Source organism: Salinispora sp. H7-4, assembly GCF_013416675.1.
Classification (GTDB): domain Bacteria; phylum Actinomycetota; class Actinomycetes; order Mycobacteriales; family Micromonosporaceae; genus Micromonospora; species Micromonospora vitiensis.
The window spans coordinates 211,379-232,302 of record NZ_JABZED010000004.1; the positions used below are offsets into that span (position 1 = coordinate 211,379).

A 20,924-nucleotide genomic window follows, 5' to 3' on the forward strand; every position below is an offset into this window, starting at 1 on the left:
CGGACCAGGACACCCCGGCGCCCGTCCGATTCGTTCAAGACGGAGGCGCGGACCACTCGTACCGTCGAGGCCATGGCACCCACCTTCAACGCGATCGGCCTTGCGGTGGCCGACATGGCAGCATCTCTCTCCTTCTACCGCCGACTCGGCCTGCCGTTTCCGGCCGGCGCGGAGGATGAACCGCACGTCGAGGTGACCGTCTCCGGCGGCATCCGTCTCATGTGGGACACCCACGCCTCGTTGCGGTCGTTCGACCCCGACTACGAACCCGGACCGCCCTCCGGCGGTTGGGCCTTTCGTTGCGCGGACGCGGCCGAGGTGGAGAAGCTCCACGCCGACCTCGTCGCCACCGGCTACCCGTCGGCCCAGGAGCCCTGGGACGCACCGTGGGGGCAACGCTATGCACAGGTGCGTGACCCGGACGGCAACGTCGTGGACCTCTTCGCCCAGCTCACGTCACCGCAGTAGCGCGGTGAGCGGCGCCCCGGCCAACGCCCGCACCTCGCGGGCGAGGTGGGCCTGGTCGGCGTAGCCCGCCTCAATCGCTACCGATGCGAAGGGCTGACCGGTCCGCGCCAGCACGACGGCCCGCTGCATCCGCAGGATCCGGTGCAGGGTCTTCGGCCCGTAACCGAACGCGGCGTTGCTACGTCGCTGCAGCTGCCGGGAGCTGAGTCCGCAGCGCGCCGCGACCAGGCCAACGGAGAGTCCGGCCCGCGCGGCACCGGCCAAGGCGACCATCGCACGGTCGGTGCCGCGCCAGCGACGGCGCGCCGCAGCGGTCAAGGCGGCGAGCGGATCCGCCGCCTCGGTGATGGCGCGGACGGACGCCGCCGGCCACACCGTTTCCAACGGCACCTGCCGATCGACCACCTCGCTGGCGGGTATGCCGACCACGCCGGGCCCGGTCCCGGCGCCGAACCGCAGCGCGGCGTAGCGACTGCCCGGCGCGGAGGGCGCGATCCGAGCGGAGGTATCCGGCCCGGCGACAAAGACCGCGCCGTCCCGCCAGATCAGGTCGAGGCAGCCGTCGGGCAGCACCCGCGCCGGAGCGGCACCCGGCGCCGTGACGCTACGCCACGCGACGACGTGCGGCAGCGGCGAAGCCCATTCTTCGTACCCGCCCACGATCCTCCTCCGCGGGGTATGACGACGCGGCGGCCTCCGCTCCCCCGGCAACAACCCTATTCCAGCTGGAAATCAGCGAAGTCGAACCCGGGCGCCACCACACAGCTGACCAGAACCGGTTGGTCACCAGCGGGGATCGCGGCCTGCCACACCCCACCCGGAATCAGCACCTGCGGACGCTGACCGGCGGAGACATCCGAACCGAGCGTAACGTCCCTGGATTCGCCCGCCGGCTGCTGGCCAGCGCCGCCGAACCGGAGCGTCAGCGGACCGCCCGAGTGCCACAACCACAGCTCGTCCGAGCGCACCACATGCCAACGGGAGCGCTCACCGGGGTGCAGCAGGAAGTAGATGGCCGTAGCCGCGCTACGGCTGCCGTCGTACCCGGTGGGGTGCAGCGTCTGCGGCGAGCGCCACGTCTCGCGGAACCAGCCGCCCTCGGGGTGGGGCGCGAGGTCAAGCAGGGCAACCAGCTCCGACCGCTGCACATCCGGCACGCGAAACTCCTCTCCCTCAGGTGTTACGCCCAGGGCGAAACCACCGGAACCTGGTACGAAGGCGACGGCCTGACGGTAACAGGGACGGCAGACGTACCACCAAGATCCGCGAGACAACCTAACGCGTCCCGCTCAGCGCCGGGGAGATCCGCGTCGCCCGCCGCGCCGGTACGACGCTGGCAAGTACCCCGGTCACCACCGCTGCGACCAGCAGCAGAGCCAACTGCCACCAGGGCAGCGCAATGACCGGGGTGGCCGTCGCGCCCACGGTGGCGGTCGCGCCGACCAGGCCCACCGGCACGCCGATCAGCAGGCCGGTGCCGGCGCCGATCACGGTGATGGCCACCGCCTCGATGGCGAGCATCGCCCGTAGTCGCCCGCGCCGGGTGCCGAGCGCCCGCAACAACGCCAGCTCCGGCGTACGCTCGATGACCGACAGGCCCAGCAGGTTCGCCACGCCGACCAGCGAGATAACCACGGTTACGCCGAGCATCGCGAGTGCCAGTCCGAGCAGGATGGCGAGCACCTCGGCGAGATCACCCCCCTCGGTGATGCCTCCGCCTAACTCCACCTCCAGATCACCGGCGGTGACCGCATGCACCCGGTCGGCCAGGGCGGCCCGGTCGACGTCGGGATTCGCCACCGCCCAGATCGTGGTGGGAGTCGTCCGGACGCCCTGGGCTGCGAGCGCATCGGCGGAGGTCACCCCGAGGACTTGCCCCGTGGTGTCGGCCAGCTGGGAGGTACGGGCGGCAAAGCTCAGGTTCCGGTCGCCGACACCGATGCGCACCGGACTGCCCTCCGGCAGGCCGCGAGCGGCCAGGTACGCCTCGGGTACGAGGACAACCGGCACCTCGGTGGGGGTGGCGAGCTCGGGTGCCAGCCGGTCGGCCAGGCTGGCGGGCAGGACCGCGATTCGGGTCGGGGTGGCCCTGCCGGCGTCGGAGAACCGGGCGTTCACCGTGCCCACGGTGGCCGCGGCAGCCAGCTCGGGTACGGCGGCGAGAGCCCGAATCGTGGCACTGTCGACGGGGCTACCTTCGGTGTGGGCGCTGACGGCCACCGGATAGCGGGCCGCCAGGTCCGCCTCCACCGTGGCCTGCCCGGTTCTGGCCGCCACGGTCAGGCAGGCGATCAGGGCCGAGCCGACCGCCACGGCCATCGCTGCCGTGGCGGTCCGTCGGGCGTTCTGACTCAGGCTGCTCCCGGCCAGGCCAGCGGCGACGCCGAGCCGCTCCGACACCCGGGCGATCGGCGGCAGCAGCATCGCGATCAGCCGGGGCAGGACGAGCAGCAGGCCGGGCGCCAGCAACAGGCCACCGGCGAGGGCCAGCGGCAGCGAGCCACCGATCCCCGCCACGGCCAGCACCGCGACCGCACCGAGCGTGACCACCGCGCCGGCGATCAGGCGGCGCGGACCGCGGACCGCGGCGAGCGGCACCTCGGGAAGCTCCCCGAGCGCCCGGACCGGTGTGACGCCCGCGGCGCGGCGGGTTGGCAACCCGACGGCGAACAGCGTGGCCAGAATCCCGACCAGCACGCTGCCGGTCAGGGCCAACGGGTTCACCCGTAGGCCGCCACCGCTGATGCCGAGCAGGTCGGCGCCGAGGTAGCCGACCACGAGCCCCGCCGCCGCACCCACGACGGCGCCGACGGTGCCCACGATGGCGGCCTCAGCCAGCAGGATCCCGCGGACCTGACTTCGGTGCCCGCCGACGAGCCGCAGCAGCGCGGTCTGACGAACCCGTTGGGCGGCCACCACCTGGAAGGTGTTGGCGATGACCAGGATGGCAGCCAGCAGGGCCACCGCGACGAGGGCGAGCGTCAACACGATCAGCTGGGTGCTCCCCCCGACGAGGCGCGCGGCGGCCTCGTCCGCCGCGACGGAAGCACGCACCGCCGACGCGCCCGCCGGCAGTAGGCGATCAATCAGGTCGACGGTGGCCTCGAGCCGGTTCGGGTCGTCGATCGTGACCAGGGCAGCGTGCGGCACGTCGTCGGCGAAGTAGGCCGGATCGGCGTAGAAGCGAAACGACGCACCCGCCAACGGGCGGAACCCCAGATCGGTCGCGCCGGCCACGGTGACGGTTTCCGGCCTCCCGTCGCCCGGCCGGAAGGTCAACCGGTCACCGACGCCCGCCCCCAGCTGGTCGAGGGTCCGCTGGTCCGCGACGACCTGCTCCGGGCCGGTAGGCCACGAGCCACGGTCCAGGTCGAACCAGCGGATCGCGGTGGTGGCGGCAATGCTCTGCACGGTTGCGGAACCGCGCCGCTCGCCACTGACGACACTGACCGTTCGCGCGAACTGCGGGTCGACCGTGCGGACGTGCGGGACCTCCGCCACCGTTCGGTACCAACCCGGATTGGTGGTCGAGTCCGCCGCGGCGACGACGATGTCGGCCGTGGTGAGCGGCGCCGCCGCGGTGCGGCGTAGCCCTTCGCCGGCGGTGGCGACGAAGGTGGCGGTGGCGACGAGGAACCCCGTCGCCAGCAGAACCGCGACGGTGATTGCCAGGAACCGGGTCGGATAGGTACGGACCTGCGCCCAGGCCAGTGCGACGATCACCCTCATACCGTCACCGCGGCCAGCGAGGCGAGGATGGTGTCCCGAGTGGGCTGGCGCAGTTCGGCACGGATCCGGCCGTCGGCCATCACCAGGGCCCGGTCGGCGTGCGCCGCGGCGCCGGGGTCGTGAGTCACCATGATGATCGTCTGCCCGTACCGCCGCGCCGCGTCCCGCAGGTCGGCCAGCAGGGCCCGCCCGGTGGCGATATCCAGCGCACCGGTCGGTTCGTCGGCGAACACGACACTGGGCTGGGCCAACAGGGCCCGGGCTACCGCGACGCGTTGCTGCTCGCCCCCGGACAGCTCGGTCGGGCGGTGCTCCAGCCGGTCGACGATCCGCAGCCGGTCGACGATGGTCCGCAGCCGCGCCGGGTCAACCGACCGGCCGGCGAGCCGCAGCGGAAGCGTGATGTTCTGCCGAGCGGTCAGCGTGGGCAGCAGGTTGAACGCCTGGAAAATGAAGCCGATCCGATCTCGCCGCAGATCGGTCAGCGCGCGGTCGTCCAGCCCCGCCACCAGCGTGCCAGCCACCCGGACCGAGCCCCCGGTGGGAGTGTCCAATCCCGCCAGCAGCTGCATCAACGTGGTCTTTCCGGAGCCGGAGGGGCCCATGATGGCGGTGAACTCGCCGACGGCGAAATCGGCGGAGACCCCGTCCACCGCCCGAATCGCGGACTCTCCGGCACCGTACGTCTTGTAGACGTCTCGGCAGCTGACCATGTCGGCACTCACCGTCTGCATCACCACCTCACCGACGGTAGGCAGGCTCCCGGTCGGGCACATCCGTCCGGGGCATCGCCTTCGGTCCTGGGCCGATACCCTGGTATCGAGGCTTCGGTATCGGCGGGGGCAGCGGCAATTCCCCAGCAGCAGTTCCCTGAATACCCTGAACGAGTGCGGGTCGAAGCGAAGCGGGCGCTGGTGGTGGACGTCAGCGTCGCGGTCGCCGCCATGGCCGGTTGCCTGGGGCTCGGGATCGCCGGTCTGCCGGCCTGGTACTGGTCGGCGACGCTGGCCTCGTTGCTGGCGATCCGCCGGGTCGCACCGCTGACCATGCTCGGGCTCGCGGCGCTCAGCTCGGGCATACAGGTGCTGGTGACGCAGAGCATTCTCTTCCCCGGTGACCTCGTCGGCCTGGTCGCCGTGCACGCAGTCGCCGCATACGCCACCGAGCGGATGCGGCACACCGGCCTTCTGCTCGGCGTGATCGGCGCCCTGGCGGTCACCGGCTACGCCCTACACACCATGCCGAGTTGGTCGGGCGGCGCCGGGCTGCTCGGCAGCGTGATCGCCGCGACGGCGCTCGCCGCCTGGTCGACCGGGTTGCGGCACCGCCAGCAGCGCAGTGCCGTGGCGCATGCCGAGCATCGCCGGCGACTCGCCGAAGCGGAGAGCGCCGTCCGCGCCCAACTCGCGGTGCACGAGGAGCGCACCCGGATCAACCGCGAGATGCACGACATCATCGCGCACTCGCTGGCCTCAATCATCGCTCAGGCCGAGGGTGGGCGGGTCGCCGCCCGCGCCGACGCCGTCGTCGCCGGTCCGCTGTTCGACCAGATCGCGGGCACCGGTCGGGAAGCACTCACCGACGTCAAACGCCTGCTCACCACCGTCGCCGAAGCGGACGACGAGCTGGACGCGAAGGGGCTACCCGCGCTCCTGACCAGTGTCGCCGCCGCTGGTCTTCCGGTGACCCTGACAACGGAGGGAGTCGAGCAGCCCCTCGGGCCCGGGATGGATCTCGCCGTCCACCGGGTGATCCAGGAGTCGCTCACCAACGTCATCAAGCACGCACCCCGGCAACAGGCGCAGCTGCGGATGCACTGGCAGCCCGGGCTACTCACCGTCGCCGTGACCAGCCCGCTGGTGGGGCACGATGGCAGGGCGCCGGTTCCGGGGCAGGGTCTGGCCGGCATTCGGCAGCGTTGCGCGCTGTTCAACGGAGACTGCACGGTGACCACCGGGGCAGCATTCACGGTCACCACCCGGTGGCCGCTGGTCCAGGAGGGAACGCTGTCGTGACCGAGCCGCCCATCACGGTGCTCATCGCCGACGACCAGGACCTCGTCCGTACGGGATTCACGCTCGTCGTCAACTCCGCCGCCGACCTGCGGGTGGTCGCGACCGCCGCCACCGGCGCGGAAGCGGTTGACCTCGCCGCCGCGCACCAGCCGGACATCATTCTGATGGACATCCGGATGCCCCACACCGACGGTATTTCCGCCACCCGGAGCATCCTCGCCGCCTCCGGGCCCCACCCGAAGATCATCGCGCTGACCACGTACGACAGCGACGACTACGCGACCCGGATCCTCAACGCCGGCGCCAGCGGCTACCTACTCAAGGACTCGACCGCCGAGGCGCTCACCGCGGCCATTCGCACCGTGCACCGGGGGGAGGTCGTCCTCGCACCCGCAACCACCCGGCGCCTCACCGCCGGTCCGGCCGGGCCGGGACCAGCTCAGCAGCGCACAGTCATGGATGGCCTTACCGCCCGGGAGCGCGACGTCTTCCACCTGATCGTGGCGGGAGCGAGCAACGCCGAGATCGCCCAACGGCTACACCTCGCCGAGGTCACGGTGAAGACCCACGTTGGCCGAGTGCTGGCGAAGCTCGGCGTACGGGACCGCGTCAACATCGTGATCTGGGCGTACCGCAACGGCGTCGTCGGCTGACGTCGGCGGCTGCCCACAATCCGTACCGCCCTCGTGCCGATCCCTGGGCGGGCGGGTTCGGATCCCGGGACTCCGCGGGCCTCGGAGCGGCTCACCGCGTACTGTCGTCTGAACGGATGCCCATGGCAGGCACACCGCGTTTGCCGGACGGCCGAAACCCGTGCCGACTTGGGGTAAGCATTGAACACGAGCCCGAATCGCTGCGTCCTGATCACTGGAACGTCCTCCGGCATCGGACTGGCCACCGCCATCGCCTGCGCCCGAGCGGGGTGGACGACAGTGGCCACGATGCGGGACACCACAAAGGCGGAGGCGCTGAACGCCGCCGCGGCGGCCGCCGGGGTGTCCCTGGACATCCGGGCCCTCGACGTCACCGACGAGTCGGTCCGGGAGGGTATCGACTCGGTGGCGGCCGAGCACGGCCGGCTCGACGCCGTGATCAACAACGCTGGCGCCGCGTACCTCGGCACTGTCGAAAACGACGACCTCGCCGACATCCGCGCCTGCGTCGAGGTGAACTTCTTCGGCGTGATCCAGGTGTCCCAGGCGGCGATGCCGCACCTGCGGGCCAACGGCGGCCGCCTCCTGACCATCAGCAGCGTCGGTGGCAGCGTCGGGCAGCCCTTCAACGAGGCGTACTGCGCCGCCAAATTCGCCGTCGAGGGCTTCATGCAGTCGCTGGCACCGGTCGCCCGCACGGTCGGCGTGCAGGTCGGCATCATCGAGCCCGCCGCGGTGGCCAGCGAGTTCGTGGCCAACGCCAACGTGGACATCCCCGCCATGGTGGCGCAGGCCGGGCCGTACGGGCCGGCGCTGACCGCGTACGTGCAGCGGGTCCAGGCGATGTACGAGGCGGGCACCGGCAAGCCCCAGACGTCCGACGAGGTCGCAGCTGTGGTCATGGAGGTACTGACCGCGCCGGAGCTACCCTTCCGGACGCAGACCTCGAACGAGGCGCGGGACTTTGTGGGCCGGTCGCTGTCGGACCTTAATGGTTCGGCCGTCCTCGGGGAGACCCGGGGCTGGGTCGGCCAGTAGGGCCGACAGCCTCCCGACCGATGTCCGGTGGGGACGAGCCGGCGGAAGCCGGCCGCTGCGCCGTCGGACGAACCCGGCGCAGCAGCGACGCCGAGAGCACGGCGAGGAGCACCGCCAGCCCGGCGCTCACCCCGCCGGCGGTGTTGAAGCCACTGGTGAACGCGGCCCGCGCCGCCTCCAGCAGTGCCGCGCCGGCCGGCTCGGGCAGCTGCTCGGCGACGACGGTGGCGCTGGCGAGGGACTCCGCAGCCGCCTCGCCGGCATCTCCCGGCAGGCCCACCGGGACGGCGGGGGCAACCGCACTGCGGTAGACCGCGGTGCCGATGCTGCCCAGCAGCGCGACGCCGAGCGCGACACCGAGTTCGGTGCTGGTCTCGGAGATCGACGATGCGGACCCGGCCCGCTGTGGTGGAGCGGCCCCGATGATCAGGTCGGTACCCAACACGGCTCCAGGGCCGAACCCGAGGTAGACGAGCACCAGGCCGAGCACTGCCAGGCCGAGCCCGCCGGCACTGCCCACCAGGCCGATCAGCGAGTAGCCGACCGCCGCGACCGCCATGCCCCCGGCCACCACGTAACCCGGGGTGACGCGCCGCGCGAGCAGCGGTGCCAGCATCGACCCGAGCAGCATGGCGATCGCATACGGCACCATCCACAGGCCGGCTCGCAGCGGGGTGAGGCCCGCGACGAGTTGGGCGTACTGCGCGAAGAGCAGCGCGATGCCGCCGATGGTGGTCCCACCGACCAGCATGATGAGCAGCGCCGCGCCGAAGGTGCGGTTGGCGAAGAGGCGGATCTCCAGCAGCGGGTGGGCGAGCCGGCGCTGCCGGCGGACGAAGACCGCACCAACCACGAGGCCGACCAGCATGGCCAACAGCGGCACCACGCCGGGGCCGTCCTTGGCCAACTCCTTGAGGCCCCAGACGACCGGTAGGACGGTGACCAGGGAGAGCGCGACGCTCACCAGGTCCAGTCGACCGGCGTCGGGGTTTCGGTACTCCGGCAACAGGACCGGCGCGGCGATCAGCAGTACGGCCATCACGGGTACGGCGAGCAGGAACACCGAGCCCCACCAGAAGGACTCGAGCAGGGCCCCGCCGATCAGTGGGCCGAGGATCGAGCCGATCATGAAACAGCTCATCCAGATCCCGATGGCCACGGTGCGCTGCTGCGGATCGCGGAACATGTTGCTGATCAGCGACAGGGTTGACGGCATCAGCGTCGCGCCGGCAACTCCCAGCAGTGCCCGCGTGCCGATCAGCATCTCGGCGCTGTTCGAGTACGCGGCGACGATCGAGGCCATGCCGAAGGCAGCGGCGCCGATCATCAGCAGGCGTCGTCGACCGATCCGGTCACCGAGGGTACCCATCGTGACCAGGAATCCGGCGATCATGAACCCGTAGCTGTCCATAATCCACAGCAGTTGGGCGGCATCCGGCGCCAGGTCGGCGCTCAACTGCGGTAACGCCAGGTAGAGCACGTTAAGGTCAAGTGCCAGCAGCAGCGTGGGCAGGGCGAGCACCGCCAGCCCCACCCATTCCCGCCGGCCAGCCCGGCTCTCGTTGATGTCCATCAAAGGTTCCCCGTCGGGTACGCGCACGGCTCCGGATCTACCCGTCGTAGTCGTCGTGCAGCCGCCACCAGCTGTACGGCGTACCCTGTGGCCGCCCGCCCGGAGTGTCCTCCCAGTTCTCCTGCCGGCCCAGCGGGGTCAGGTCGAGCAGGGTCCAGTTACTGCCGAGAGCCTCAACGCCGCGGCCGGTGGTGAAGTACGTGCGGTACACCTCGTCGCCGTCGCGCAGGAAGACACTCAGGCCAAAGGACTCCCCCGCCTCCGACGTCAGCCCGAAGTCGGGGTTGAAATCGGTGCCGTGGGAGGAGTACCAGGGCAACGTCCAGCCCATCCGCTCCTGGAACGGGGTGATCTCAGCCCGGGGCGCCCGCGAGATCAACGCGAGTGTGGTGTCCCGCGCGTTCAGGTGGGCCGGGTGCCCGAGGTTGTCCACGAACATGGAGCAGCCCTCGCACACGTGCGACGAGCCGGGGGTGAACATGAAGTGGTAGACGACAAGCTGCCGCCGCCCCTCGAACACGTCGGCCAGACCGACCCGGCCGGCGGGCCCGTCGAGGACGTACTCCTGCTCGATGCGGGTCATCGGCAGCCGGCGGCGCTCGGCGGCGAGCGCGTCCCGGGCTCGGGTCGCCTCCTTCTCCTTGACCAGCAGCCGCTCCCGCGCGGCCTGCCACTCCTGCGCAGACACAACCGGTGGCAGGTTCACGATCTTTCTCCGTTCCTGGTTACGGCCGGTGGGTTCCAGCTTCCTGGTCCACCCTGTCCGGCGGCACTCTCGGTCCACTCCCAGTCCGCTCCCGGCGAAATCACGCCCGTTGTCGGGGCCCTGGGCTACGGTGCCCCCATGCGTTTCGGGCTCCTCGGTCCGCTGGGCATCTGGACGGCGGACGGCACACCGGTCACCGTGCCCGATGCGAAGGTCCGTCTCCTGCTCGCCGCTCTGCTGGCCCACGAGGGGCAGCCGGTGTCGATCGACCGGCTCCTCGAACACCTCTGGGCGGGCCTTCCACCGGCCAACCCGACCGGGGCACTGCAGACGAAGGTCTGGCGACTACGGCGTGCCCTGAACGCCGCGACCCCCGGCGCCCGCGACCGCGTGGTCTCCCACCCACCGGGGTACCTGCTCCGCACCGGCCCGGAGCCGACCGACGCCGAACGGTTCACGGCCTTGCTGACACAGGCCGCCAACAGCGCCGCCGCACCCAACCGGGCCGCGCTCCTCGACGAGGCGCTCGGGCTGTGGCGCGGCCCGGTGCTGGCCGACTTCCCCGAGGCCCCGTTCGCCACGGCACTGGCCGCGCGGCTGGCGGAGCAGCGGTTGACCGCCATCGAGGATCGGGCCGAGGCCCGGCTCACCCTCGGCGAGCACCACCCGCACAGCGGGGAGCTCGCCGACCTGCTGACCCGCCACCCGTACCGGGAGCGCCTGCGTGCCCTGCACCTGCGGGTGCTGTACCGCGCGGGCCGACAGGGTGAGGCGCTGGACTGCTACGACCGATTCCGCCGGCAGCTCGCCGACGAGCTGGGCGTGGACCCGGGTCCCGAGCTGGTCGCCCTCCACCGGGCGATCCTGTCCCAGGACCCGGCGCTGCTCGCCCCACCGGCGACGAGCAGCCCGGCCACCATCGCGCCACCGCCGTCGGGCACGGTGCCGCCAGCACGGGTACCGGGAAACCTTCCCGTAGCACTGACCGAGCTGATCGGCCGGGAGGAGGCGGTACGCGACCTCCACCGCCTCCTCGACGCCGGCCGGCTGGTAACCCTGGTGGGTTCCGGTGGGGTGGGCAAGACCCGGATGGCGGTCGAGGCGGCCCACCAGGCAGCCGGGGCGTACCCGGACGGGGTGTGGCTGGTGGAGCTCGCGGCCCTGGAAGCTGACCCGGCGGTCCTGGCCGGGGCGATCCTCGCGGTGCTCGGCGTCCGCGAACACGCGGAGCGCCCACCCGCCGCACCGCCGGCCACGCCGGCCGAACGGCTGCTGGCGGTGCTGCGCGGTCGCCAGCTCCTGCTGCTCCTGGACAACTGCGAACACGTCGTCGATCCCGTCGCCGAGCTGGCCGACCGGATACTGCGACACGCGCCGGGCGTCCGCCTGCTGGCCAGCAGCCAGGAGCCGCTGGGCGTCGCCGGCGAGCAGGTCTGCGCCGTACCTCCACTGGCCCTGCCGGATCCCGCGGTCGGCGACCCGGTGTTGCTCGCCCGGGCGAGCGCGGTCCGGCTCTTCGTCACCCGGGCGAGAGCCGCCGCGCCCGCGTTCACGCTCGACGAGACGAACGCCCGGGAGGTCGCCGAGCTGTGCCATCGGCTCGACGGCATCCCGCTGGCGCTGGAGCTGGCCGCCACCCGGGTCCGCGCACTGGGAGTCCGCGGTCTGCTGACCCGGATCGACGATCGATTCCGGATACTGACCCGCGGGCACCGGGGCGCACCACCCCGCCAGCAGACCCTCCGCGCGATGATCGACTGGAGCTGGGAGCTGCTCGGCGAGCCCGAACAGCTCGTCCTGCGGCGGCTCGCGGTGCACGCGGACGGTTGCACGCTGGAGGCCGCCGAGGTGGTGTGTGCCGACGATGATCTCCCTGCCGACCAGGTTCTCGACCTGGTGGCCCGCCTGGTCGACCGCTCGCTGGTGGTCCTGGCCGAGACGCCGGTCGGGCCGCGGCACCGGCTGCTGGAGTCCGTGGCGGCCTACTGCGGCGAGCGGTTGCGGGAGGCGAACGAGGCGGCGACGGTCCGCCGCCGTCACCGGCGGTACTACACCGCGCTGGCCCGGCGGGCCGACGAGGAACTGCGCGGCCCGAAGCAGCGGCAGTGGCTGGCCCGGCTCGACCAGGAGACCGCCAACCTGCGGCAGGCGCTGGACGACGCGGTCGCCGACGGCGATGCGGCGGGGGCACTCGACCTGAGCACCGCGCTGGCCTGGTACGGCTACCTGCGGGGCCGGCTGCGGGAGACGCGCCGCTCAATCGAGGCCGCGCTCGCTGTCGCCGGTCCCGCGCCGGCGACGCCACGGGCCGCCGCCGCCTGCTGGCGCGCCGGCTTGGCGTTGCTGGAGCGCGGTGGGGAACACGCGCCGCTGGTTGCCCCCGCGCTGAGCGGCTGGCCGGCCGGGGAGGGGTTGGCGGCGCGGGCGCGGGCCGTGGCCTTCCTCGGGCTCGCCCTGCTCAACACCGGCGATGTGGCCGGCAGCACGACCCTGGTCCACGAGGTGTTGCCGGAGTTCGAGCGGCTCGGCGACCGATGGGGCGTCGCCGCCGCGCTGAGCCTGCGGGCTAGTCAGGCGCTGGCTCGGGGCGACCTGGCGGCGGTACGCCGGGACGGCGAACGTGCCGTCGCCCTCTTCCGCGAGCTGGGCGACCGGTGGGGCCAGTTGCAGGCGTCCTTCCCGCTTACCAACCGGGCTGAGGCCACCGGGGACTATCCGGAAGCGGCCCGGCTGCACCGGGAAGGTCTGGAGCTGGCCGAAGGGCTGGGGCTGTGGCTGGAGGCCGCGGACCGTCTCTCCGGCCTGGGCCGTATCGCGCTCCTCGCCGGCGACTACGACCGGGCCCGCGAATTCCACGAGCGCGCGCTGCGGCTGGCCGCCGAGCAGAGCTGCAAACCGGCGGAGCTGTACGCGCAGATCGGGCTGGGGCTCGGTGCCCGCCGCGAGGGCCGCCTCGCCGATGCGGAGCGGCTGCTGCGCGGCGTCCTGGACTGGACCCGGCAGCCGGGCCTGGACGCCGATGTGGTGCGGGCCCTGCTCCTGGCGGAGCTGGGTTTCATCGCCGAGCTACAGGAGGCCGCCCCCGCCGCGGATACCCTGCACGCCGAGTCGTTCGCCCTGGCGAGCGCCGTCGGCGACCCGCGGGCGCAGGCGTTGGCGCTGGAGGGGCTGGCCGGCGCGGCGGTTATCGACGGCCGCGCCGAGCAGGCGGCCCGCCTGCTCGGCGCGGCGGCGATGGCGCGCGACTCGGTGGGCGCGCCACTGCCGGCCGGGGAGCGGGGAGACGTGGACCGAATCACCGCCGCCGCCCGCGCCGCACTGGGTGGCCCGAGTTTCGCCACGGAGTTCGACCGGGGTGCGGGGCTGCGCCCCGAGCAGGCGTATGACCTCTCCGGGGCGAACGGAGCTCATGCTGTGCATGGGGCCGGTGCGACTCGGCCACCGGTGGACGTGGGGTGACTCAGGCCGGCTCCTTCCAGGCTTTGACGACCGAACGGATGAGCAGAGCGGGGCCCACCAGGCCGCCGATGATTGTTATCGCCCTCAGCTCCACCCGGCCGGTCATCGCGCCAATGAACGCCGTCGCGGAAAGGCCGACGACTCCGGCCGCGACGCAACCGAGGGTGACGACGCGAGCCTTCTTCCGGGTGCGGAAACTACGGAAACGACGAAAGACACCGGGTCGCCGGGAAACCGGGGGCGGCTGCGGGATCTCCGCCGGATCACGGGCCGGCAGATCCACCCGAACCTGCGCGGGTACCGCCTGATCCACCGCTTGGGTGGTCAAGCCCTGATAGAGAGTCGGCTCGAGGCGAACCGAGATGCCGTCCGCACCAAGGAGTTGTCGGCCGCCGTCCGGCCAGGTGAGCAGCGCGGCACACGTGTCGTAGTGGACGGTGACGAACTCGTCACCGCCCTGGCCGACCAGGCTCACCCCGTCGGTCCCGACGACGACCCGCTGTGTCAGACCGCCCCGCCCGGGATAGTCGGTGCCGGTAACCACCGTGGTCGACGAGGTCGGCGCAGCGACGAATCCGGCCCAGTCCGCGGTACGCCCACGTGGCGTCATCAGCAACGAGTCAGCGAGTACGTCCGTCGCGACCTCGTGCACCGCTTCCGGGCTAACCTCCTTCACCTGTCGTAGCAGGTCGTCGCTGGCGGTAAAGCCGTCCCCGGTGAGCACGTCGAACGCGGCCGAGGCGAGCCGGGCGCTGTCGACGTCCTCAGCGGAGAGCGCCTCCGTGGCCTTGCCGATCACCGCGGCGATGTTCGCCTCGTCAATCCGACCGACCCGAGCCTTCGCCAGAACGTCGATGAATCCACCGAGCACCGCATCCTGCTTCTCGGGCAGGGCATCGGCGAGTGCGGTTATGGTCGCGTACCCGTCGCCACGCGGTTCGTAGTTGGTGGCAGCGGTGTAGGACAGTCCGTCCCGTTGGCGCAGTGCCTGAAAGAGTTCCCGCTCCAGCACCCCGGCGAACACGCTGGCGGTCACGCTACGGGCAGCCACGGCGTTGATGGCGGTCAGGCCGCCGGAGCCGGAGAAGAAGGCGGGGGTCTGGGGCAGCGCCGACGACGGCGCTGGGACCGGCATCCGCTGGCCGGATGGAAGGTCGATCCGCAGCCCGGCCGGTAGGTCCGCTCCCGCCAGCCACAGCACCGCGTTTTCCTTGGTGAAGTAGCGTCGGGCCCAGTCCTGCAGGTCCTCCAGGGAGACCGCGTGCAGGCCCCACTCGGGATAGCTGAGCAGGCCGTGCCCGCGGGCGCCGTATCGCCACAGCGGCAGGTCGTCCAGGCTGGAGCCGGACTTGCTGTTCCACTCGGTCCGCAGGATCGCTTTTTCCGTCTCCACCCGACCGGCCGGCAGCGTGCGCAGACTCTTGCACACACCAGTCAGAAATGTGGTGATGTCGTCAACCGACCCCTGTAGGTGAAAGTGGGTGACGACGCTACCGGTGGTGCCGTTGTAGTGATAGTCGGCGGTTCCCAACGGGTGCAACACGAGATGTTCCAGCAGGTGGGTGATCCCACGCCGAGCCAGGGTCTCGTCGGCCTGACCAACCCGAAACATGAGTCCGGCGTGGGTGGGCCCCGTAGTCGGTGCGAGCAGCGCCGGCACCCCGTCGACCTCCAGCTGCCGGATCATCGCCAGTCACCTTTCGCCATCGCCTTACGGCGAAGCTCGTCGAAACTTTTCACTGGGTCATCGAAGTATCCCCAGACACTCTCACTGACCAGGTTGCCGATCGCGGCGAAGTACGGGGCCGCGAGGGCGTGGTCGCCGAGGACGCTGTAGATCAGCGCGAACCGGCTCACCGCCTCGACCCAGCCGTGTTCCGTGCCGAAAGCCGGATGCAGCACCGATCGGGCGGCAGCCTCGCGTAGCTCCTCCCGGACCCGTTGGTCCTTGCGGTAGTCGGCCCGTTCGGTGCCCGCCAGGTCGGTCAGGTGCTCGTAGTGGGCTTGGGCGACAAGACTGCCCTGTGCCGCACCCTCCGGCGCAGCCAGCATCGCGTTCCAGGCGAAGGAGTGCATTTCGTGGTACGAGCCACCCCACTTCGGACAGATCTGCTGCAGATACTGCAGCTGCCCCGGCAGATGGTGCGGGTCGCTCTCGGCGAGCCGGTCGTAGCGGCGGCGCGCCTCTGAATGGCCGAGTTCCAGACCCCGGGCGGTGAGTAGGCGGCAATACCAGACCGCCGGGTCACCCGGCTGGTACGCGGCGGCGTCAATCAACATCCGTTCGGCGCCACGCAGGATCCGATGGAATTCACGGAACTGGTCCTGGCTGACGTACTGGGCCCGATAGCCGGTACGCACCTCCCAGGCCTTCACGATCAGGCATTTGCCAAGCAGCGCGGCGGCGAGCCCGTCGGCCGGGTCGGCCTCGACCTGCCGCTGGGCGAGTGCCGCGGTCGGTGGCAGGTCGCCTGCGTAAGAGATCATCTCGGTCCGGGCAGCCGGGCGCTGGCCGTCGACCACATGCCGCAGCGCGGCCCAGTCACCGTCCAGCACGCCAGCGCGCAGGTCGGAGAGCTCGCGATAGGCGGTAGCGAGGTCGGTGGTGAGTACCGGCGCGGTGGACATGCGGGGATCCTAGGCGGACTGCGGCTCAACCAACCAATCGGATCCACGCGCCATCGGCCGATCCCAGTTTGACGATGACCCGTTTCGTAGATGTATTGCTAAATATGCGCCGACGCCCGTCACAAGCTCCCGCAAAGCGCCAGTTCCGTCTGATATGGAAACGAGCCGGGCTGATAGCCGCACGACGGTTCCTCGGCCCAGATATCGCCGGTCACCGCGTACGCCCGGGCCCGTGATCCGCCGCAGGCGGAACGAAACTCGCAGACACCGCAGCGACCCTTCAACCGCTCTGGATCACGCAGCGCGGTGAACAGCGCCGAATCCCGGTAGATGTCGCGGAGCGATCGCTGCCGCACGTTGCCAGCCGCTACCGGCAGGAAGCCGCTGGGGTGCACGTCGCCGCGGTGGGACACGAAGGCGAACCCGTTGCCGGCACTCACCCGTAGCGGCGCACGCCGGACCCGGCCGGCGGTACCGATCAAGCCGCGCGATTCGAGGTCGTCGCGCAGGTGCCGGTACAGCCGCCCGAGGCCGAGGAGGCGGACGTGGTCGTCGCCCCGCCGGGCCAGCACCTCGCGTTGTAGGCAGACCCGACGGAAGTGGTGCGCCTCGGTGGTCTTGACCGCGATGGTCTCACCGAGGTCGTACAGCACGTTGAGCACGTCCTCGGTCTGGGCAGCGTCCAGGCTCCGCAGTGCCTGACCCCGTCCGGTCGGGACGAGGAAGAAGACGCTCCAGAGCAGGGCGCCGGAGTCGCGTACCTGGGCGGCCAGCTCCGCCAGATCGTGCACGTTATCCCGGGTCACGGTGCTGTTGATCTGCACCTTGAGGCCAAGGTCGGCGGCGTCCCGCCAGGCCTGCATGGTCAGATCCCACACTCCGGGGACACCCCGGAATCCATCGTGTCCGGCGGCGGTGGCCGCGTCGAGGCTGAGTGAAACCGCCCGTGCCCCGGCAGCACGCAGGGCGGCCAGCGCCGGGCGGGTGAGGGTGGGTGTGCCGGACGGTGATACCGACACCGGCAGGCCGAGCTCGGTGCCGCGCCGGACCAACAACTCCAGGTCGGGGCGCTGGAACGGGTCCCCGCCCGTAATCACGAACAGCGGCGCGGGACGTCCGAACTCGGCCACCTGCATCATCAGTGCGGTGGCCTGTTCGGTGTTCAGCTCGGCTCGGTCCCGGTCGGGGCGGGCGGAGGCCCGGCAGTGCAGGCAGGCGAGCGGGCACGCCTGGGTGGCCTCCCAGATCACGATGAAGGGACGTTCCCCGACGTTCTGCTTCGGGGCCCGCACCGGCGCCGCCGGTCTCCGGCGTGCTGCCTGCTGCTGGTTCGTCCCGATCGGGCGCTGCCGCTCGGTCCGCGGTGGCATCATGCCTGTTGGTCCGCGGTGTCCGATTGCGGTGGGGTCAGCCGGTCCCAGGCGGACATCGGCAGCGCGATGACCGCGGCTGGGAACAGCCCGTGTTCCTCGTTGTCGATGTGCCGGTGCAGCCGGTCCAAGGCAGCCAGCACCGCCGGCCAGTCCGGTGCCGCACGGTCGACGGTACTGAGGACCCCGTGGATGTCGTCGTGCTCGTCGCAGAGCTGCTCCACCGCTTCGGTGAGGCTGCCCTCGGCGCGCAGCTCGAGAAAGAGGCCGCGTTCCTCGGTCTCGGTGTGCGGCATCAGCAGCGTAAGCAGGTCGTCGAGGAGATCAACCCGGTTGTCCGCACCCGCCGTGATCGCCGTACGCAGCCGTCCGGCGGCGTTGGCGATCGCCTCGTGTTCGGCGGTCAGTTGCCCGATCAGCGGGAACTCCCGACAACCGCAGTAGTTACACATGAGCCGACCTCCCGACCGTGATGTGGGGAATACATCTACCTTGCCCGGATAAACCCGGAGCACCTAGGGCCGTTCGACCTGTCCCCGCCGGAGACAGGTCCCGGCACCCGGATTCGACGGCCGGCCCGCCCCGCACGAGCGCCGTGGCCAGGCCATCTCCGCCACGATCACACTCATCGGTACCGGCTCCCCTCTCGGCTCCCCCGTCGGTGGCCCGAGGAAGCCTGACCCGATGACCGCCCAACTCGCCAGCGTCGATCGTCCTGGTGGACCGACGGGATCGCCGTTGCGACCCGTACGCAGTGCGACTGAACGTCGACGCTGCCGTAGTTCCGGGCCAAGCTCAACGCCGCCCGCCTCCAGCCCGAGGGTAGGGTGCAGCCCCATGGCGGTCCGAATTGATGTTCAGGCGTTCCATGACTCCGTTCCCTCCGCCGTACGCGAGGCGTCGACCCGGCTACTCTCCACCGATGGCGTCGGCGACCTGGAACTGACCGGTGGCGGCATCCAGGCCGTGGTCCATGACCGCGGTACCGCCGTGCAGCCATGGGTAGGCGTCGTTGCCGGCAGCTTCACCGGTGAGTGCGACTGCGGCATTGCCGGCGAAGACCTCTGCGCACATGCGGTCGCAGTCGCGTTAACCGCCTTCGACAACGACGTCGCCTTCTCCGGTGCTGCCACGCCACCCAGCGCCGTCTCGGTGCCGCCCGACCACGAGGACTACCTGCGGGCGGCGCAACGGCTGGCGCCCCGTCAGCTGGCCGACCTCGTCGCGGGGCACGCGGTCCGCGACCGCCTCTTCGCCACCCGACTGCTGACCGAGGCCAACATGCTGCACGGCGCGAATCACACGGGGCTGCAGGACTTCCGGGCCGCCCTCCATGACGCCTCGAACGCAACCACCGGCAGGTGGGAAATCTCCGACGTGGAGGCCGCTGGTCACCGCCTGGCCACCGAGGTCGAGATCTTGTGCGCTCGGCCTGCCAGTCTTGAGATGCTCGACCTGGTCGAAGAGGCCATCCTCGTCTGGGATGACCTCTCCGGACACCTCCGCGACGCCTACCACATCGCCCGGACCCAACCGGAGGAGATCACCGATCCACTCCTATGCGCCCACCGCGACCTGTGTGACAGCCTCGACCTCGACCCGGAGGAGATCACCGACCGGCTGAACCGGCTCGTCGAAGGCTGCCACTACGAACTGGACATCAGCGGGGACATCAACCTCCCCCGCGGGTAGCCCCGCCAGGTCACCACGCTGGGGCTCGTCGGGAGTCAAGCTTCAGGTGGGGCTGCGCCAACCGCCGCGCGGCGGAAGCGCGTCGCGAGGCGCGCGAACGCCGCCGCGAGTTCGGCTCCGTCGATCACCTCGAGGTCAAGGTCGAGCTGTGTCATCCACAGCGCGAGCCGGTCGGGGTGGTCGGCACCCAGCTCGACCTGGCAGGTGAAGTCGTCAACCACCTCGATGTCGACCGGGATGCGGAGCTTCGCGGCGACGGTGGCGGCGGGAGCATGTACGAGCACCCGGGCGCGGTATGTCCAAGCCGCCTTGCTGACCCGTCCGACGACGTACTCGACGACGTTGTCCGCCGGGATCACGCGCGGCTGAAACCGCACCCCCGTCGGTGTGTGCAGAGTCATGCGGTCAACCCGGAAGACCCGCCAGTCGTCCCGCTCGAGGTCCCAGGCGAGTAGATACCAGAGCGAACCCCAGCTGACCAGCCGTTGCGGCTCGGTATGGCGAATCCCTTCGCCGCCGCCCGGCTTGGTGTAGCCGAACCGGAGCCGCTCGTTGCCGCGGATCGCGGCGGCGACCGCGCCCAGAACCGACAGATCCAGCGGCGGCCGTGCCCCCGGAACAACGCTCGTCGCCTCCCGTACCGCCGCAACGCGCCGACGGAGGCGCGAGGGCAGCACCTGCTCCAGCTTCGCGAGCGCGGTCAGCGATGTCTCCTCGACACCGAGCCGCTGGGTCGCGACCGCACCCAGCCCGACCGCGACCGCGACGGCCTCGTCGTCGTCGAGCAGTAGTGGCGGCATTGCCGTACCGGCAGCCAGCCGGTATCCACCCGCGACGCCCGGGCGCGCGTCCACGGGATAGCCAAGCGACCTCAGCTTGGCGACGTCGGCGCGCACCGTCCTCGTACTCACCTCCAGTCGGCCGGCGAGCTCGGCGCTCGTCCAGTCACGCCTGAGCTGAAGCAGTGACAGCAGTTCAAGCAGGCGGGCCGAGGTCTCCAACACGTCCCCGATCATGTCAGCGATCGCGGAAACCATCCTGCCGCATTACTGGAGAACACCGGCATCGGGCAGAGGTGGCGAGCCGCCCGCCCGCACATCAGCCGGCCCACATCAGCGACCGGAGCCCAAACACGCTGTCCTCCCACGGCCCGGCGCACTGCACGCCCAAAACCGAATGCCTTCGGTCAGTGGGGCCGAATCTCCCAGGCCGGTAGCCGAGGCTCGTCGTTGTGCACGATGACATCGACGTGGTCGATCGGGTGAACCGTGGCGAAGTAGAGCTGCTGAGAAGGAAGGTAACGTTCCCGCCAGCGTCGTTCGATATCAGCCCGGGATGACACCCGGCTCTCTCGGATCACGGCACGAGCTACGGTCTTGTCGAGGGCTGTCGACACGAAGACACGCAGGTCCCACCGGTCGATCAATTCTGGGCGCAGGAGAAAGACGCCGTCGAAGAGCAGCACGGCGTCGGCCAGGGCTCCGGCAAGGTAGCGATATGACCGTTGTGGCCGGTTGGGTGGGGACGCTCCGGATCATGGTGGTATAGAGACGGGCGCGGCCTTTCGATGATCATCCAGGTGTCGAGTCTGGG

At 71.0% G+C, this 20,924-nt stretch carries 17 protein-coding genes and 1 pseudogene; 6 read left to right on the plus strand and 12 right to left on the minus strand.

Annotated features, from left to right (window positions below; all coding sequences use genetic code 11):
• Positions 1-72: 72 nt before the first annotated feature.
• Entirely contained in the window at positions 73-468 is a 396-nt protein-coding gene (locus H0524_RS06185) for a VOC family protein (protein WP_180197781.1), read from the plus strand.
• Here the strand turns inward: H0524_RS06185 and H0524_RS06190 are convergent.
• From H0524_RS06190 to H0524_RS06205, 4 genes are all read right to left on the minus strand, one after another.
• Positions 457-1,128, minus strand: a complete 672-nt coding sequence (locus H0524_RS06190; protein WP_180197782.1) for an AraC family transcriptional regulator — start codon at positions 1,126-1,128, stop codon at positions 457-459. The two genes, H0524_RS06185 and H0524_RS06190, sit on opposite strands and share 12 nt — an antisense overlap.
• Positions 1,129-1,184: 56 nt before the next feature.
• Positions 1,185-1,625, minus strand: coding sequence for a cupin domain-containing protein (locus tag H0524_RS06195; protein ID WP_018724609.1), 441 nt, complete (start codon positions 1,623-1,625; stop codon positions 1,185-1,187).
• Between the two features lie 118 nt (positions 1,626-1,743).
• Positions 1,744-4,197: an ABC transporter permease gene (locus H0524_RS06200; RefSeq protein WP_180197783.1), complete on the minus strand. Its 2,454-nt coding sequence runs from the start codon at positions 4,195-4,197 to the stop codon at positions 1,744-1,746.
• Positions 4,194-4,937 carry an ABC transporter ATP-binding protein gene (locus H0524_RS06205; RefSeq protein WP_180197784.1) on the minus strand — a complete coding sequence of 248 codons (744 nt, stop codon included), beginning with the start codon at positions 4,935-4,937 and terminating at the stop codon, positions 4,194-4,196. Before H0524_RS06205 ends, H0524_RS06200 begins: the two co-directional genes overlap by 4 nt.
• 147 nt (positions 4,938-5,084) lie before the next feature.
• Here H0524_RS06205 and H0524_RS06210 point away from each other — a divergent pair, with 147 nt between their 5' ends.
• From H0524_RS06210 to H0524_RS06220, 3 genes are all read left to right on the plus strand, one after another.
• Complete coding sequence (locus H0524_RS06210; RefSeq protein ID WP_180197785.1) at positions 5,085-6,212, plus strand: histidine kinase; 1,128 nt, start codon at positions 5,085-5,087, stop codon at positions 6,210-6,212.
• Positions 6,209-6,865, plus strand: a complete 657-nt coding sequence (locus H0524_RS06215; protein WP_180197786.1) for a response regulator transcription factor — start codon at positions 6,209-6,211, stop codon at positions 6,863-6,865. Before H0524_RS06210 ends, H0524_RS06215 begins: the two co-directional genes overlap by 4 nt.
• 180 nt (positions 6,866-7,045) lie before the next feature.
• Positions 7,046-7,903 carry an SDR family NAD(P)-dependent oxidoreductase gene (locus tag H0524_RS06220; RefSeq protein ID WP_180197787.1) on the plus strand — a complete coding sequence of 286 codons (858 nt, stop codon included), beginning with the start codon at positions 7,046-7,048 and terminating at the stop codon, positions 7,901-7,903.
• Here the strand turns inward: H0524_RS06220 and H0524_RS06225 are convergent.
• Together H0524_RS06225 and H0524_RS06230 are read right to left on the minus strand one after the other, a co-directional pair.
• A complete protein-coding gene (locus H0524_RS06225; RefSeq protein ID WP_180197788.1) occupies positions 7,854-9,476 on the minus strand; it encodes an MFS transporter in 1,623 nt (540 codons plus the stop codon). The genes H0524_RS06220 and H0524_RS06225 overlap by 50 nt on opposite strands.
• A gap of 37 nt (positions 9,477-9,513) precedes the next feature.
• Entirely contained in the window at positions 9,514-10,182 is a 669-nt protein-coding gene (locus H0524_RS06230) for a DUF899 domain-containing protein (RefSeq protein ID WP_180197789.1), read from the minus strand.
• 138 nt (positions 10,183-10,320) lie between these two features.
• Between H0524_RS06230 and H0524_RS06235 the strand changes: the two genes are divergently transcribed.
• The gene (locus H0524_RS06235; RefSeq protein ID WP_180197790.1) at positions 10,321-13,641 is read left to right on the plus strand and encodes a BTAD domain-containing putative transcriptional regulator; all 3,321 of its coding nucleotides are present in this window, start codon (positions 10,321-10,323) and stop codon (positions 13,639-13,641) included.
• 1 nt (position 13,642) lies between these two features.
• Here the strand turns inward: H0524_RS06235 and H0524_RS06240 are convergent, their stop codons facing one another.
• The 4 genes from H0524_RS06240 to H0524_RS06255 form a co-directional block, all read right to left on the minus strand.
• Entirely contained in the window at positions 13,643-15,328 is a 1,686-nt protein-coding gene (locus H0524_RS06240; protein ID WP_180197791.1) for an insulinase family protein, read from the minus strand.
• Complete coding sequence (locus tag H0524_RS06245) at positions 15,325-16,269, minus strand: hypothetical protein (RefSeq protein WP_180197792.1); 945 nt, start codon at positions 16,267-16,269, stop codon at positions 15,325-15,327. Before H0524_RS06245 ends, H0524_RS06240 begins: the two co-directional genes overlap by 4 nt.
• A 119-nt stretch (positions 16,270-16,388) precedes the next feature.
• Positions 16,389-17,642 carry a TIGR04053 family radical SAM/SPASM domain-containing protein gene (locus H0524_RS06250; RefSeq protein ID WP_180197793.1) on the minus strand — a complete coding sequence of 418 codons (1,254 nt, stop codon included), beginning with the start codon at positions 17,640-17,642 and terminating at the stop codon, positions 16,389-16,391.
• Positions 17,639-18,091, minus strand: a complete 453-nt coding sequence (locus H0524_RS06255; RefSeq protein ID WP_018724596.1) for a hemerythrin domain-containing protein — start codon at positions 18,089-18,091, stop codon at positions 17,639-17,641. The genes H0524_RS06250 and H0524_RS06255 overlap by 4 nt, the downstream gene beginning before the upstream one ends.
• A gap of 385 nt (positions 18,092-18,476) precedes the next feature.
• Here H0524_RS06255 and H0524_RS06260 point away from each other — a divergent pair, with 385 nt between their 5' ends.
• Positions 18,477-19,331: a hypothetical protein gene (locus H0524_RS06260; protein ID WP_255435803.1), complete on the plus strand. Its 855-nt coding sequence runs from the start codon at positions 18,477-18,479 to the stop codon at positions 19,329-19,331.
• Between the two features lie 35 nt (positions 19,332-19,366).
• On the opposite strand, the gene H0524_RS06265 is transcribed toward H0524_RS06260, so the two are convergent.
• Together H0524_RS06265 and H0524_RS06270 are read right to left on the minus strand one after the other, a co-directional pair.
• Positions 19,367-20,335, minus strand: coding sequence for a WYL domain-containing protein (locus tag H0524_RS06265; protein WP_309225031.1), 969 nt, complete (start codon positions 20,333-20,335; stop codon positions 19,367-19,369).
• A 182-nt stretch (positions 20,336-20,517) separates the two neighbouring features.
• Positions 20,518-20,811, minus strand: a pseudogene (locus H0524_RS06270) (uridylate kinase); the annotation flags it as partial.
• Positions 20,812-20,924 lie beyond the last annotated feature (113 nt).